This window comes from Roseibium sp. 10G30-5, assembly GCF_055809635.1.
This window is the reverse complement of record NZ_CM147918.1, coordinates 495,714-510,995: the sequence shown is the minus strand read 5'-3', so window position 1 is coordinate 510,995 and position 15,282 is coordinate 495,714. Positions and strand designations below refer to the sequence as shown.

General features: G+C 57.6%; 10 protein-coding genes, 2 tRNA genes, 2 pseudogenes and 1 riboswitch. Of the genes and pseudogenes, 9 read left to right on the top strand and 5 right to left on the bottom strand.

Features of this window, described 5'->3' with window-relative positions; genetic code table 11:
• Positions 1 to 987: 987 nt before the first annotated feature.
• Together AC0L7U_RS02595 and AC0L7U_RS02590 are read right to left on the bottom strand one after the other, a co-directional pair.
• Positions 988 to 1,063 (bottom strand) — tRNA-Asn (locus AC0L7U_RS02595).
• Positions 1,064 to 1,114: 51 nt separating this feature from the next.
• Positions 1,115 to 1,190: transfer RNA gene (locus AC0L7U_RS02590), tRNA-Asn, on the bottom strand.
• A 303-nt stretch (positions 1,191 to 1,493) separates the two neighbouring features.
• Positions 1,494 to 1,723: riboswitch (cobalamin riboswitch) on the top strand.
• 173 nt (positions 1,724 to 1,896) lie between these two features.
• Between AC0L7U_RS02590 and cobU the strand changes: the two genes are divergently transcribed.
• The 6 genes and pseudogenes from cobU to AC0L7U_RS02560 all read left to right on the top strand — a co-directional run bounded on the left by cobU (position 1,897) and on the right by AC0L7U_RS02560 (position 9,846).
• Positions 1,897 to 2,433 (top strand): bifunctional adenosylcobinamide kinase/adenosylcobinamide-phosphate guanylyltransferase, encoded by a 537-nt coding sequence (gene cobU / locus AC0L7U_RS02585; RefSeq protein ID WP_473693569.1) that lies wholly within the window; start codon positions 1,897 to 1,899, stop codon positions 2,431 to 2,433.
• On the top strand, positions 2,430 to 3,521 hold the full coding sequence (gene cobW, locus AC0L7U_RS02580; RefSeq protein ID WP_473693567.1) for a cobalamin biosynthesis protein CobW: 1,092 nt from the start codon (positions 2,430 to 2,432) through the stop codon (positions 3,519 to 3,521). The genes cobU and cobW overlap by 4 nt, the downstream gene beginning before the upstream one ends.
• A gap of 57 nt (positions 3,522 to 3,578) precedes the next feature.
• Positions 3,579 to 7,373, top strand: coding sequence for a cobaltochelatase subunit CobN (gene cobN, locus AC0L7U_RS02575; RefSeq protein ID WP_473693565.1), 3,795 nt, complete (start codon positions 3,579 to 3,581; stop codon positions 7,371 to 7,373).
• Positions 7,360 to 7,992 carry a cob(I)yrinic acid a,c-diamide adenosyltransferase gene (cobO, locus tag AC0L7U_RS02570; protein ID WP_473693563.1) on the top strand — a complete coding sequence of 211 codons (633 nt, stop codon included), beginning with the start codon at positions 7,360 to 7,362 and terminating at the stop codon, positions 7,990 to 7,992. The genes cobN and cobO overlap by 14 nt, the downstream gene beginning before the upstream one ends.
• Positions 7,993 to 8,053: 61 nt before the next feature.
• Positions 8,054 to 8,359 carry a YrhK family protein gene (locus AC0L7U_RS02565; RefSeq protein ID WP_473693561.1) on the top strand — a complete coding sequence of 102 codons (306 nt, stop codon included), beginning with the start codon at positions 8,054 to 8,056 and terminating at the stop codon, positions 8,357 to 8,359.
• 1 nt (position 8,360) lies between these two features.
• A pseudogene (locus AC0L7U_RS02560) lies at positions 8,361 to 9,846 on the top strand (cobyric acid synthase).
• A gap of 11 nt (positions 9,847 to 9,857) precedes the next feature.
• Here the strand turns inward: AC0L7U_RS02560 and cbiB are convergent.
• Genes cbiB through AC0L7U_RS02545 form a run of 3 tightly spaced genes read right to left on the bottom strand, consistent with a single transcriptional unit; the run spans position 9,858 to position 12,756 of the window.
• Positions 9,858 to 10,832 carry an adenosylcobinamide-phosphate synthase CbiB gene (cbiB, locus tag AC0L7U_RS02555; RefSeq protein WP_473693559.1) on the bottom strand — a complete coding sequence of 325 codons (975 nt, stop codon included), beginning with the start codon at positions 10,830 to 10,832 and terminating at the stop codon, positions 9,858 to 9,860.
• Positions 10,829 to 11,845: a threonine-phosphate decarboxylase CobD gene (gene cobD / locus AC0L7U_RS02550; protein WP_473693557.1), complete on the bottom strand. Its 1,017-nt coding sequence runs from the start codon at positions 11,843 to 11,845 to the stop codon at positions 10,829 to 10,831. The genes cbiB and cobD overlap by 4 nt, the downstream gene beginning before the upstream one ends.
• A 38-nt stretch (positions 11,846 to 11,883) precedes the next feature.
• Entirely contained in the window at positions 11,884 to 12,756 is an 873-nt protein-coding gene (locus tag AC0L7U_RS02545; protein WP_473693555.1) for an ATP-binding protein, read from the bottom strand.
• Between the two features lie 240 nt (positions 12,757 to 12,996).
• Between AC0L7U_RS02545 and yajC the strand changes: the two genes are divergently transcribed.
• The 3 genes and pseudogenes from yajC to AC0L7U_RS02530 all read left to right on the top strand — a co-directional run.
• Positions 12,997 to 13,338: a preprotein translocase subunit YajC gene (gene yajC, locus AC0L7U_RS02540; RefSeq protein ID WP_473693553.1), complete on the top strand. Its 342-nt coding sequence runs from the start codon at positions 12,997 to 12,999 to the stop codon at positions 13,336 to 13,338.
• Between the two features lie 88 nt (positions 13,339 to 13,426).
• The gene (gene secD / locus AC0L7U_RS02535; protein WP_473693551.1) at positions 13,427 to 15,043 is read left to right on the top strand and encodes a protein translocase subunit SecD; all 1,617 of its coding nucleotides are present in this window, start codon (positions 13,427 to 13,429) and stop codon (positions 15,041 to 15,043) included.
• Positions 15,044 to 15,058: 15 nt separating this feature from the next.
• Positions 15,059 to 15,205, top strand: a pseudogene (locus tag AC0L7U_RS02530) (protein translocase subunit SecF); the annotation flags it as partial.
• Positions 15,206 to 15,282 lie beyond the last annotated feature (77 nt).

Below are 15,282 nucleotides of genomic sequence, written 5' to 3'. Positions count from 1 at the left end.
AACCCTGTTTTATAACGGACATATCGATCTGGCTCCCGCCATGGAGCGGGAACAGGGCCGAGGAGCACCGTATTTTCCTGAAACGATGGCGGTTACATCCTTGGCTATAAAACATGAGTATTGTAGTCAAGTAATTAATGTACAGTCATGAGGAGGCGGTCCACCGCAGGCGATGTGCTGGACATGGCAGAAGGCAGGTGCGGATGGACCGTCGCCAACCATGAGGTGAGAGCCGGGCAAACAAAAACCGCTCCACAAGGGAGCGGTCAAATGCAGGCTGATGTTTCTGCCTTTAGAGCCCCTGTCTCGTGGATGGGGCCATGCTTCGGGCTCTTTACTTCGTGTCTGCTGCCGACTTTTTATTGCCGGTGTCGGTCAGGCAACACGTAGTGTAAGAAGACGAAAACGCCGATCATTGTTTTCCAGCATGCAGACGACTTCGCTCGCATGTCCGGTTTGATTCTGACGCCTGTCTTTCTTGATCAGGCAGAGACCTGTACTGCCGCAGTCTAGCTAGGTAAGTGCATAAGAAGGTCTTAAGTTCAGCGACCTTTTTCTCTATTTTTGTGCCGTTTGCGAAGATTGCGACAGATTTGATTTACGCCATCGCTCTTGATTCTGCAACAATGCGTAAATTTGACAATTGATAAGCGGGTGACCGATCTAAAATGGCGCATTATTGGAAATAAGCTTTTGTTTCTTCGGTTTATTTCCGGATATTTCAGAGGGTCTCTCAGGGAATAGCTCTGTAAAATGACGGCTTGTCGCAAGTACGATCCTGTTAATTACTATCGATGAAATGCGAGAAATCGTCAAAAATATCAATATCGTGCACGGCCTGCCTCATGCCACTTCGCGCGGGATTTGCACGCAAAATGCCTCAGAGAGCCGTGTGAACGCGGGTTTTGATACTGTAAAACCGCATGGACGGTGGGCCAAGCGGGTCGTGGTGATCTATCAGAAAAGAAGAGCAGACCTTAAGAAAGGTGGCTCCCCGAGCAGGGCTCGAACCTGCGACAATTCGATTAACAGTCGAATGCTCTACCAACTGAGCTATCGGGGAATACCTGTATCTGATGACGAAGCCATTTTTCTCATTCAGATGAGAAAAGAGTGGCTCCCCGAGCAGGGCTCGAACCTGCGACAATTCGATTAACAGTCGAATGCTCTACCAACTGAGCTATCGGGGATCACCAGTCCAAGGCAGCATCTGTGCCGCCCCGGCGATTGGCAAGCGTATATCAAAGGCTTGATCCGTTTGCCAAGTCCCTCGGGCGTTATTTTCTGGAAAATTGTGAACTTCTCCTGTGAAAACATTATTTTCGTAGGAAAATCAGTTGCTTGATATATTTCACATGGGTGCATTTGCTTGCTGCCCTAAGGGCGACGATGTCAGGAGAGTGTGCAAGGTTACGCGAAACCGGTCGGTGAACCCGTGATTACGAGATCCTTTGGCGCAAGGCGTCATGCTTGTGTCAGCCTCTGGCAATGGTTACAAGAAGCGGGCCAACGGTGTTTCGTCTGCCTGCAAGCGGGCGAAGCTGAAACGGGAATGTAGTGCGCTGGTCTTTGAGGCTGGCAAGGCTGTAGCTGCCCCCGCAACTGTAAGCGGCAAGGAGACCTGCAAAACGTCACTGGATCGACACTTGGTCTGATCCGGGAAGGCGCGGGGCCTCTGTTCGAGCCGTAAGCTAGGGAGACCGGCCGTGGCCCTGCGTGTCATGTCGACCGTATGGATCAGAAGACGCTGTCGGGTGGACGGTGAGGAGATGAAAGTATGATCGGAGACGATCAACAGGCTTGTCCTGCGCCTGAGTGCAGGATGATGTGCCGTGCCCTGTCCGCTGCCGGTGAACAATGCTGTTCTGTGTCGGTGCCCTCGTGCGGGAGGATGCCATGACCCATGCTCACCTGGTTCTAGGCGGTGCGCGCTCCGGCAAAAGTCGCTTTGCAGAAGATCTGGCGACGCGCAGCGGCCTTCGGCGCCTCTATGTCGCAACCTCGCCGGTCATTGATGCGGAGATGGACGACCGTATTGCCCAGCACAAGGCCCAACGTGGTGCGGGCTGGCTCACTATTGAAGAAGAGTTGGATCTATGCGGCGTGCTGCATCGGTGTGGCGATCCTTCACAGGTGATCCTCATCGACTGTCTGACCCTTTGGCTCAACAATCTCATCTACCATCAGCACGACGTTGAAGCCGCCGTTGATGTGCTTTGTGCCTGTCTGGAAAATCCCGCAGGACCCGTGGTGCTCGTGTCGAATGAAGTGGGCATGGGGCTTGTGCCGGAAAGCGTGCTGTCGCGCCGATTTCGCGATGCGCAAGGCCGTCTTAATCAGCAGTTGGCCGCGGTTTGCACGCGCGTTACTTTTGTTGCGGCAGGCCTGCCGCTCATCTTGAAATCATCTGAGAAAATGGACCCAAGTCTATGAAACCAGGACAGAAAATTCCCGCGACCATTGTCACCGGCTTTCTTGGCGCAGGCAAGACCACGCTGATCAGGAACCTGTTGCGGAATGCCAATGGCAAGAAGATTGCCCTGATCGTCAATGAGTTCGGCGACATGGGTTTTGACGGCTCTCTGATGAACGGATGTGTTGATCCGAGTTGTTCTGCCGATGAGGTTGTGGAACTGACGAATGGCTGCATCTGTTGCACGGTGGCGGAAGAGTTTCTGCCGACCATGGAAATGCTGCTGTCACGCGAGGAGGTGCCCGAGCACATCGTTATCGAGACCTCAGGGTTGGCCCTGCCACAGCCGCTGGTGCGGGCGTTTTCATGGCCAAGTGTCAAGACCAGAGTGACTGTTGATGGCGTCGTGACGGTGCTGGATGCCGCCGCATTGGCGGAGGGGCGGATTGCCGCTGATCTTGCAGCCCTTGAAGACCAGCGCAAGCAGGATGAGGCGCTGGACCATGAAAGCCCGGTCGATGAGCTGTTTCATGATCAGTTGTCCTGTGCCGATCTTGTGGTGCTGAACAAGGCTGATCTTGTCGCAGACGACAAGCTGGCCGAGGTTGAAGCCCGCATTGCTGCGGGTATTCGTCCCAATGTCGAGATCATTGCCGCCAGCAAGGGCGTGTTGCCCATTGAGGTGCTTTTGGGGCGCGACAGCGCGGCAGAAGATGACATGGCAGATCGCCATGAGCATCATCACCATCACCACGATGATGATCACGAGCATGATGAAGACCATGATCACGAGGATCATCATCACGATCATCACCATCATGATGATTTTGAGAGTTATGTGGTTCCAGTGGCTGCCTTTACCTCCATGCAGGAGGCTTCCGACAAAGTTGCGCGGGCGATGGCATTGAAAGGCATCTTGCGTATCAAGGGTGCTGTGGCCATCGAGGGAAAGGCATCACCCGCCATGGTGCAGGCCGTTGGGCCACGGGTCGAGACATGGTTTTCTGCAGCCGCTGAAAAATCCGGCCAGCTTGTGGTCATCGGTCTCAAGGGCTTGGATCTCGATGCCGCACGGGCCGAATTGGGTGGCGTGGTGCACTCTGCCTGATGCAGGGCGGAGTGTTGACCTCTCCCCTTGTCATGCAGGGTTTCTGGAAGGGATTTCATGCATATTCTGGCAAGCCAGACCCGGCGGATTGATGACGGCGGTGACGCGGTAGATCTTGCGCAGGATCCCGCCGACATTCTTCTGCTGTCGTTTGCCGACACGGAGCTAGGGGCCTTTGCGCAGGCTCGGGCAACACTTGAGGCGTCGGAACAAGCGCCGTCGGTTGCCAGTCTTCGGTTGGCGTCCTTGTCGGCTTTGGCGCACCCGTATTCGATTGATCTTTATGCCGAGAAGACGGTTTCCGGATCGCGGCTGATCGTGTTGCGGCTGCTTGGTGGAATTGAGTACTGGCGTTACGGGGTTGAGCGTTTCGAGGAAGAAGCGCGTCGCACGGGCGCAGATCTCATCTTCATCGCTGGTGATGATCGTTGGGATGCGGAGCTTGCCGAAAGGTCCACTGTTGCGCCTGAGGTGGCGCATCGTTTCTGGCGTTATTGTGTGGAAGGCGGGCCGGGCAATTATCTCAATGGGCTGCGGTATCTTATGGCTCAGGTGACTGGTGGAGATGTGCCGCTGGCCCCGGTGCCTTTGCCGCGTGCAGGGATTTTTCTGCCCGGGCACCCGTCGCCGGATCTGACTGCCTTGCAGGCGACTTGGACGGAGCCGAAGCGCCCTGTCGCAGCGCTCGTGTTTTACCGGGCGTTGATGCAAAGCGGTCAGACTGCTCCCGTCAGCGCGATGAGTGCCGCACTCGACGCGCAAGGCCTCAACTGCTTGCCGGTTTTTGTATCCAGTCTGAAGGAAGCAGAAAGCGTGGCGGTGCTGGAACACCTGTTTGACCAGAACGCGCCTGATGTAGTGCTGAATGCGACCGCTTTTGCCGTGTCCAAGGCGGGGCAGGCGCACAACACGACACCGCTGGATGCACCAGGCAGACCTGTTTTGCAGATCGTTTTTTCGTCTTCCAGCAAAGAAGGCTGGCAAGACAGTGATCAGGGGCTGTCGATCCGGGATCTGGCGATGCATGTGGTCTTGCCAGAACTGGATGGCCGACTGACGACCCGTGCCGTGTCCTTCAAGGAAGAGGGGACACTTGACGTGCTGACCCAGTCTACACCGGTCCGCTTCGTTCCGGCTGAGGACAGAGTGGATTTTGTTGCAAGGCTTGCCGCTAATTGGGCGCGTCTTGGAACGGTGCAGGCGGGTGACAAGAAAACCGCGCTTATTCTGGCTAACTATCCCAACAAGGATGGTCGTCTTGCCAATGGTGTTGGTCTGGATACACCAGCGTCTTGCGTGGCGCTTCTGCGTGCGATGCACGGGGCGGGCTATTGCGTTGGTGATGCGCCACAGACCTCTGCTGCCTTGATGGATCTCTTACGCTCCGGTGTGACCAATGTGCTGGAGGGGCGCAGTCAGCGGCGTGGCGGCGAATTCCTGTCGCTTGCCGTCTATCACGAGGCGTTCGCGACACTGCCGGACGAAGTGCGGCAGGCGGTGGTTGCGCGCTGGGGTCCCCCGGAAGACGACCCGCATGTGGCGGAGGGCGCATTCCGCTTGGCGCTGCATCGTTTCGGCAATCAGCTTGTCGGTATTCAGCCAGCGCGCGGCTATAACATTGATCCCAAGGAAACTTATCACGACCCCGATCTGGTGCCGCCGCATCATTATTTCGCGTTTTACATCTGGCTGCGTGATGTCTTTGGAGTTCATGCGCTGGTGCATCTTGGCAAGCATGGCAATCTGGAATGGTTGCCGGGCAAGGCGCTGGCCCTGTCGTCTGTGTGCTATCCGGAAGCGGTTCTCGGGCCGGTCCCGAATATTTATCCGTTCATCGTCAATGATCCGGGTGAAGGCGCACAGGCGAAGCGGCGCACGGCGGCGGTCATCATTGATCACCTGACGCCACCGCTGACCCGTGCGGAAAGTTACGGGGCTGGCGAAGAACTGGAAACGCTGCTGGATGAATATTATCTGGCAAGCGGCGTCGACCCGCGACGCTTGAAGGTGCTCACACAAGATATTCTCGACGTTGCGTCACGCCATGGTCTCGACAAGGATATTGGTCTGGATGGGACGATGGATGATGCGACGCGATTGGCGCGACTGGATGCACATCTGTGCGATCTGAAAGAATTGCAGATCCGGGACGGTCTGCACATTCTGGGACAAAGTCCAGAGGGTCGTCCCCTGACGGATCTTCTGGTGGCGCTGGCGCGTTTGCCACGTGGTTCTGATGGCGCGCAGCAGGACAGTTTGCACCGGGCGATTGCCGGGGATCTCGGGTTTACCGATTTTGATCCGCTGAATTGCGAGTTCTCTGCAAGCTGGCAGCAGGATCGCCCGACATGTCTGGCGACCCTCTCGGATGACCTTTGGCGCTCACAAGGCGACACCGTCGAGCGGATCGAAGTGCTGGCGGCCGCGCTTGTGGCTGGAGATCGCGCTCTTTTGCGGCAGATGCCAGACCAATGGGGGCGGACACTTGCCGTTCTGAAGGACATTGACGAGACACTGGCCCCCTCCGTCAGCCTGTCCGGGCAGGCTGAAACCGATGCAACGCTGACAGCTCTGGCGGGTGGGTTTGTTGCCCCGGGCCCGTCGGGTGCTCCTAGTCGTGGTCGGCCGGATGTCTTGCCGACGGGCCGCAATTTCTATTCTGTTGATGTGCGGGCAGTGCCGACCGAGACCGCCTGGCGACTGGGTAAGGCATCAGCGCACCTTGTGGCCGAGCGCTATTTTCAGGATGAGGGCGAGTGGCCAACTTCGCTGGCGTTGACGTGCTGGGGTACGGCCAACATGCGCACGGGCGGTGATGATATTGCACAGGCGTTGGCTTTGATTGGCGCGCGTCCGGTCTGGGATACAGGGTCGGGCCGCGTTACCGGTTTCGAAATTACGTCTCTGTCTGAGCTTCAGCGTCCGCGCATTGATGTCACGCTGCGCATTTCCGGATTTTTCCGCGATGCTTTTCCGCATCAAATCGATTTGTTCGACAGCGCGGTGCGCGCTGTCGGCGCTTTGGACGAGCCGGAGGAAGCCAATCCGCTTGCTGCCCGGATGCGCAAGGATCGCTTGAAGTTACGGGCTGAGGGCCTTGATGACGAAGAGTCAGATCAGCGTGCGGGGTTTCGTGTTTTCGGGTCGCGTCCGGGCGCTTACGGGGCCGGGTTGCAGGCCTTGATCGACGAAGGCCTATGGGATGAGCGCGCCGACTTCGCCGAGGCGTTTCTGGTCTGGGGCGGCTACGCCTATGGCGGCGGAGCGGAGGGTGTTGGTGCGCGCGCCGACTTCGAAAGCCGTCTGGCAACCGTTGATGGTGTGCTGCACAATCAGGACAATCGAGAGCATGATATTCTCGACAGCGATGATTATTATCAGTTTGCTGGCGGCTTGTCGGCGACGGTGGAAAGCCTGAAGGGCGCTGCACCGACCGTCTATCACAATGACCATTCGCGCCCTGAGCGCCCTGTGGTGCGCAGTCTTTCGCAAGAAGTCGGACGTGTCGTGAGGGCGCGGGCGGCGAACCCGAAGTGGATCGAGGGTGTCATGCGGCACGGCTACAAGGGGGCGTTCGAGATTTCTGCCACACTGGATTATCTCTTCGCCTTTTCGGCAACCACACATGCGGTGGCAGAGCACCATTACGACCAGCTTTTCGCAGCCTATCTGGAGAGCGAGACGGTGCGAGCGTTTCTTGCAGACGCAAACCCGGATGCCTATCAGGATATTCTGAAGCGATTTGACGATGCCATCGTGCGCGGGCTGTGGACGCCACGTCGCAACAGCATTCACGGCCGATTGGCCGAACTGAAACAATCCGAGCAGGAGGTACGACATGAGCAAGGCTGATGAGGGACTGAGCGAGGCAGAACTTGATGCACGCCACGCAGACAAGATGCGCAAGAAGAAAGCTGCACGCGACAAGATCATGGCCAGCAAAACCATCGAAAAAGGTTTGCTGATTGTTCACACAGGCAAGGGCAAGGGCAAGTCAACCGCAGGTTTTGGCATGGTGTTTCGCTCGCTCGGCCATGGCCACAAGATTGGCGTGGTACAGTTCGTCAAGGGACGCATAGAGACCGGCGAACGCATGGCGCTGGACCGGTTCTCCGATCTGGTGACCATCAAGCGTATGGGTGAGGGTTTTACCTGGGAAACGCAGGATCGCCAGCGCGATATTGCCGCAGCACGTCAGGCCTGGGATGCCGCCAAGGAGATGATCACGTCGGGCGACTACCGGCTGATCCTCTGCGATGAATTGAATATCGTGCTGCGCTATGACTATCTGCCGATTGAAGAGGTGGTCGATTTTCTTGCCAATGAAAAGCCGGAGGATGTCCATGTCATCATTACCGGACGAAATGCCAAGGACGAGTTGATTGAGATCGCCGATCTTGTGACGGACATGACGCAGGTGAAACATCCGTTCCGCTCAGGCGTTAAGCCCCAGGAAGGGATTGAATTCTGACATCGATCCCGCATGAAACGAAACGGCATCCCGCCACGAAAACACGGAAGGACCGGAATCCTTGGCACAGCTCTTTGACCATGCAAACAGGACGGACAGCGAGCAGCAGAAGAAAACCGCGTCGCGGTATGAGATTGCGCGCACACTTGTCGAATTTCTGGCAGCACTCGCCTTTATCATCGGCAGCGTGATGTTCTTCTACGACAGTTGGCAATACTGGGGCACATGGCTGTTCGTGATAGGCTCGATCCTGTTTGCCGTGCGACCAACCGTGCGGCTGGTCATGGAGGTTCACCTCTTCCAGATCGCTCAGGAAACGGAAGAAGATGTGGCCGATGATCTGACATCTGACGGCAAAACGGTCTGATATGAAGCGTGCGCGCAAGCCTGCAGTGATGGTGCAGGGCACTGGCTCCAATGTGGGCAAGAGCCTTGTTGTTGCCGGGCTGTGTCGCCTTCTGGCTGACCGTGGCCTCAAAGTGCGTCCGTTCAAACCGCAGAACATGTCCAATAACGCTGCCGTTACGTCTGATGGTGGCGAGATCGGCCGCGCGCAGGCCTTACAGGCCTTGGCGGCGCGTGTGCCTTTGAGCGTCCACATGAATCCGGTTCTGCTGAAGCCCGAGACCGACAAGGGGGCTCAGGTCATTGTGCAAGGCAAACGCTTTGGCCAGCTTTCAGCAAAGCATTACGGCCAGCAAAAAGCGCAATTGTTGCCACGTGTTCTGGACAGTTTCTCATACGTTGAATCAGACGCTGATCTGGTCCTCGTAGAGGGGGCGGGCAGTCCTGCGGAGGTCAATCTGCGAGCGGGTGATATTGCCAACATGGGCTTTGCCGAGGCAGCAGACCTGCCCGTTATCCTGTGCGGTGATATTGACCGTGGGGGCGTTATTGCCGCGCTTGTCGGCACTCATGCGGTCCTGTCACCCGAAGAGCAGGTCCGCATCAAGGGCTTTTTTATCAATCGGTTTCGCGGTGAGCCAAGCCTGTTTGCGGATGGTCTGGCTACCATCCAGGGCGGACTGGCTGGAACAGCCTTGGCGTCGTGCCATGGTTCGACAAAGCGTCGTTCCTGCCCGCCGAAGATGCGCTGGGTCTCGCTGATGGTCACGGCAACGGGCCAGTCAAGATCGTGGTGCCGGTGATGTCGCGTATTGCCAATTTCGATGATCTCGATCCTTTGCGGCTTGAGGCGGATGTGACCTTGCAGCTCATCCAGCCAGGTCGTCCCTTGCCGTTGGACGCGGATCTGGTGCTGTTGCCCGGCACCAAGTCGACCATTGGCGATCTGGCTTTCTTTCGTGCGCAAGGGTGGGACATTGATTTGCAGGCACATGTGCGCCGTGGCGGTCGTGTGCTCGGCATTTGTGGCGGCTATCAAATGCTTGGCCGCAAGATCCGTGATCCTCAAAGGCTGGAAAGTGATGAGAGCGAAGTTGATGGGCTTGACTTGTTGGATGTTGAAACCGAGTTGGTGGCCGACAAGTCCCTGCATTTGTGTCGTGGCACACACTGCGACTCCGATGCGTCGGTGACCGGCTATGAAATTCATCTGGGGCAAACGGTTGGCCCCGATTGCAGGCGGCCCTTTGCAGTCCTGGACGGCGAGCGCCCCGATGGTGCGCGCTCAGAAACCGGGGCTGTCGCCGGGACCTATCTGCACGGTGTCTTTGCAGATGATGGCTTCCGGTCAGCGTTTCTGTCGTTGTTGGGGGGGCGTCGACACATGCCCATGAAACGCAGATAGATCAGGTCTTGAACGAGCTGGCGTCCCATCTGGAACGTTCGCTCGATATCGGTGCGCTTTTGACGATCGCGGAAGCTCGTGCACATGTCGCCTCTGACCGATAGGTCGGTTCAGGTCAGACAAACACGGCGATCACGGACACCAGACCGGCCTGGAGAAGACACGCTGCGCTCATCACCTTGAGGGCGCGGTGAATATCCTTTGCGTTTGCGGTTTTGCGGCCTGAAGCGTTCATGTAAGGGTCGTCGACGATGTAGCCGGGATAGCTGCGCGGTCCAGCAAGAGCCAGTCCGAGCCCCCCGGCCATGGCGGCTTCCGGCCAGCCTGCATTGGGAGAGCGATGCTGGCCCGCATCACGCCGCATGACGGCGAAGGCCATGCGGACTGAGCCTTGCGCGGATGCTGTCCCAAGGGCGATCAGGGCACCGGCCAGACGCGCGGCAGGCAAATTGACCAGATCGTCGAGCCGTGCCGCGGCCCACCCAAAGTCGCGATAGCGATCATTCTTATGGCCAATCATGCTGTCCGCCGTGTTGATCACCTTGTAGGCAAGAATGCCGGGAAGCCCGAGAAGGGCAAACCACAGGGCCGGAGCCACCACGCCATCGGAGAAATTCTCGGCGCAGGATTCAATGGCCGCGCGGCTGATGCCGGCCTCATCCAGAGTGTCCGGGTTGCGCCCGACAATCATCGAGACCGCCCACCGCCCTCCGGCAAGCCCGCGTTGGTTGAGTCCGTCACGCACGGCAGCAACGTGGTTATACAGGCTGCGCTGTGCCAAAAGCACAGCCGTGCAAAAGGCGATCAGCAACTCACCGAAGGGAATATGTGCCGCCAGCGTATCGATCAGCGTGCCCACGGCAAAAGCTGCGAGGGTCAATACAATGATGACCAGCACACCAAGCTGCTTGCGCTGCTGTCCGGTGACCATTGGGCGGTTGAGCCTTGCATCAAGGAAACCGATCAGCTTGCCGATCAAGACAACAGGATGTGGCAAGCGCCGCCAGAGCCAGTCCGGGTCACCAATCAGGGCGTCGAGCGCCAAGGCCGCAACAAGGGTGAGGGCCAAAGACGGGTGGTAAAAAATCATTCCGTATCGTTGTGCTTGTAAGAGGCTAATGCGGTTTTGAGCCGTCTTATGCCACTGTCGCTGCCGGGCAATCCAAAGCGTATCCAGGATGGCTCAGTCGTGAAGATCCTTGTCCAGATCTGTTGTCCTGCAAGATGCTGATGAAGGCCCATCGCGTTCGGATGTGTTGCCAGTGTGAAAAGGGAGGTGTGTCCTACACTGGCAAGACCAGCGCGTGCAAGCACGTCCTTGAGAATACGCATGTCTTCGATCAAGCGCGCTCGCATCTTTTGCTGCCAGTTGCGGTCTGCCAGCGCATTTGCGCCAATCTCCAGGGCGGGACCGCTGACGGACCAGCTTTCGAGCCTTGATCGCAAGGGGGCCATGCGCGCGGGTGCGCCAACCGCAAACCCCAGACGAAGACCAGCAAGGCCGAAGAATTTGCCGAACGAGCGCAGCACCACGACAGGCTCGTCGCCCAGATAGGGCAGCACGGACAGGGCTGGGTCCGTATCCGCAAATGCCTCATCCACGATCAGCATACCGCCCCGCTTTTGCAGGACGCGGGCAAGATCAATGAGGCTCTCGGGGGTCTGTCGGCGGCCATCCGGATTGTTGGGATTGACGCAAACCAGAGCCCGGGCAAGTTCTGGCAAGAGCGACACGTCCGGGAATGGAAGTGTTGCAACCGGATGGCCGCTTCGCGCCCAGACATCCGCATGACTGGAATAGGTCGGGCTGACAATTCCGACACCTTTTCCTGGGGCGGCGTAGGGGAGCAGCGAGATCAGGATTTGCGTTCCCGGCGCTGCAAGAAGATCGAGATGGTCCGGCACCGCATAGGCGGAGCGAGCCGCCTGAGACAGGCGGTCCAGACTGGTCTGGCTCGGCAAATCCCGCCAACAGGCGCTCGGCAACCCCTTATCATCGATGGGATAGGCATGCGGATTGATGCCGGTCGACAGGTCAAGCCAGTCGCTGCGCGTGCCGCCATATCGTGCCATCGCCTGTGTCAGGTCACCGCCGTGCTGCATCGTTTTGTCGTGCTCTTCGTTAAGTCGGATCGTGCGCGTCAGGTGAGGGGTTGGCCAAGCCGCCCTGCGAGGTCCTGAATATACTGAAATGCAACACGGCCGGAACGACTGCCACGGGTCGTTGCCCATTCCAGCGCCTCGGCGCGCAAGGTTTCCTGGGGCAATTCCAGAGAGTAACGCTTGGCATAGCCCTGCACCATGTCGAGATATTCGTCCTGGCTGCATTTGTGAAAGCCCAGCCAAAGACCGAACCGGTCTGACAGGGAGACTTTTTCCTCGACCGCCTCTGACGGATTGATGGCTGTTGAACTCTCGTTCTCGATCATGTTGCGCGGCAGGAGATGACGACGGTTTGAGGTGGCGTAGAAAATGACATTGTCGGGGCGCCCCTCAATGCCGCCATCAAGCACAGCCTTGAGGGATTTGTAGGAGGTGTCGTCGTGGTCGAAGCTCAGATCATCGCAAAACAGAACGAACCGCTTGCCGCTTTCCTTGATGATGGCGAGGAGCCGCGGCAGGCTTTCAATGTCTTCGCGGTGGATTTCAACAAGTTTCAGGTCGGCGGTGCCGATCTCTTGGTTGATTGCGGCATGAGCGGCTTTCACCAGCGACGATTTCCCCATGCCACGCGCGCCCCACAACAGGGCGTTATTGGCGGGAAGTCCCTTGGCAAAGCGACGGGTGTTTTCGACAAGCTGATCGCGCACATGAGCAACACCCTGCAACAGGGTTATCTCCACCCGGTTGACCCTGGCGACAGGGCGAAGTTCAGCGGGATTCGGCGACCAGACGAATGCATCGGCGCTGTCCAGATCGCTTTTGCGCGGCGCGGCCGGAACGGCGCGCTCGATCAGCGCCAGTAGTGTGTCCAGTTTCTGGGAGATGAGGGAGAGATCGTTTTGCGCGGACATGGCGTGTTTAAACCTTGTGTTTCAGGGCCCGCTGTGCGGGTGAAATCTGTGTGAGGGTGGATTAACACGCGGCGCTGACGACGAAAACGTCTGTTCTGTGTAAAGCGGTACACCTGAAGTGACGTGTTTTTCTTGAAAACCTGAGTGTCGTGGCTATAGTCCGGCCACCAGACTCTGGCGTTTCCGCCGGGAGCGTAGTAGACGCCTAGTCAAACCATATGGCCTTTTGAGGAGAATTTAATGTTTATCACCCCAGCCTTTGCTCAGGCAGCCGGTGGCGGCGCGACAGGCGCGCCCGAGTTTCTGATGTCCGTTTTGCCGTTCGTGCTGATCTTTGCGATCATGTACTTTCTGGTTATCCGCCCACAGCGCCAGAAGATGAAGGCACATCAGAACCTTGTGTCTGGTTTGCGCCGTGGCGACACAATCGTGACGTCCGGCGGGCTGATCGGCAAGGTCGCCAAGGTTCTGGATGACAATGAAATTCAGGTTGAGCTTGCTGAAGGTGTCAAGGTTCGCATCGTGCGTTCCATGGTTCAGGAAGTTCGCTCCAAATCCGAACCGACCCAGGAAAACGCTTAAGCCGGATCCAATCCGTGCCTTTGGTTCTTTTGAGTAACTGAACCTGGCCGCTCCTGCGGCCGGGTGCCCCTCAGAACAGGCTCATGTGATGCTATATTTTGCTCGCTGGAAGATTGTGGTGATCGCCCTTGTGGTGCTCGCTGGGGTCTTTACAACGCTGCCAAACTTCTTTTCCGACAAGACCCTTGCCAGTTGGCCCGGCTTTCTGCCGAAGAGCAAGATCGTGCTGGGGCTTGATTTGCGTGGCGGTGCTTACCTTCTTTATGAAATCGACAAGAACGATTATGAAAAGAAGCGCCTTCAAACCCTCGTCGGCGATATTCGTGACAAGCTGCTTGAAAAGCCGCGTATTGGCTACACCGGTCTGGGTGTCCAGAGCGACGCGGTTCAGGTTCGCATCCGCGATACCAAGCAGATCGATGCGGCGCGTACGCGTCTGGCGACGCTGGAAAATCCGCTCGCCTCGTCGATGTTCGGGGGGCAGGGTGTCAACGAATTCGCTCTCAATATTTCGGACGATGGGCTTGCCCGTTTTACCTTCTCTGAAGAAGGTCTGGCGCAGCGCATGCAGAAGATCGTGGCGCAGTCGATCGAAGTCATTCGTCGCCGCGTCGATGAATTGGGCACGACCGAGCCGAATATTCAGCGTCAGGGGTCTGACCGTATCGTTGTGGAAGCTCCCGGCGAAGGCGATCCGCAGCGTCTGAAGGCCATTATCGGCAAGACGGCGCAGATGACCTTCCACATGGTCAACACGTCGATGCCGGCGTCGCAGGCCATGCAGAGCCGTCCACCAGCTGGCACCGAAGTGTTGCCGTCGGCTGATGCAACTGATTCAGAGCAGAACTATCTGGTTGAAACTCGTCCGCTCCTCAGTGGGGAAGATCTTGTTGATGCCAGCGTCAGCTTTGATCAGCGGTCCAACCAGCCGGTTGTCAACTTCCGCTTCTCGACCGCAGGTGCGCGTAAGTTCGCTCGTATCACCCAACAGAATGTCGGCAAGCCGTTTGCCATCGTTCTGGATGGCAAGGTGATCTCTGCACCTGTTATTCGTGAGCCGATCAACGGTGGCGCTGGTCAGATTTCGGGCAACTTCACGGTCGACAGCGCCAACGATCTTGCCGTGCTGTTGCGCGCGGGGGCCTTGCCTGCCAAGCTCAGTGTCATTCAGGAACGGGCCATCGGTCCGGGTCTTGGCAAGGATCTGATTGAATCGGGCAAGATCGCCTCGATCATCGCTGCCTTGGCTGTCGTGATCTTCATGGTTCTGGCTTACGGAAAGTTCGGCGTCATTGCCGATGCAGCCCTGATGGTCAACGTGGTCCTGATCTTCGGCGCGCTGACAGTGTTGCAATCGACTTTGACCCTTCCGGGGATCGCCGGTATCGTTTTGACGATCGGTATGGCTGTGGATGCGAACGTTCTGATTTTCGAACGCATTCGTGAAGAGAACCGGGCAGGGCGGTCAACGCTCAATGCCATCGACGCCGGGTATTCGCGTGCATTGGGAACCATCCTTGATGCGAATATCACGACGCTGATCGCCGCACTGGTTCTGTTCCAGCTCGGCTCCGGCCCTGTCCGTGGCTTTGCCGTGACGCTTGCGATCGGTATTTTCACGACGGTGTTCTCCGCCTTTACATTCAGCCGGTTGCTGATCGCGCTGTGGGTGCGCCGCACGCGCCCATCCAAATTGCCGATCTGACCCGGGAGACGACTTATGCGTTTGCTACGATTGATTCCCGACGACACGAAGTTCCGCTTCATGTGGTTGCGCAAGTTCAGCTTTCCCTTGTCAATTCTGTTGACACTGGGTGCGCTGGTTCTCTTCTTCACCGTGGGCCTGAACTACGGCATCGACTTCAAGGGAGGCACGGTCATCGAGATCGGCACCCAGGGGCCGGCCAATATCAGCAGCATCCGCAAGCAGCTTGGTGCGCTTGA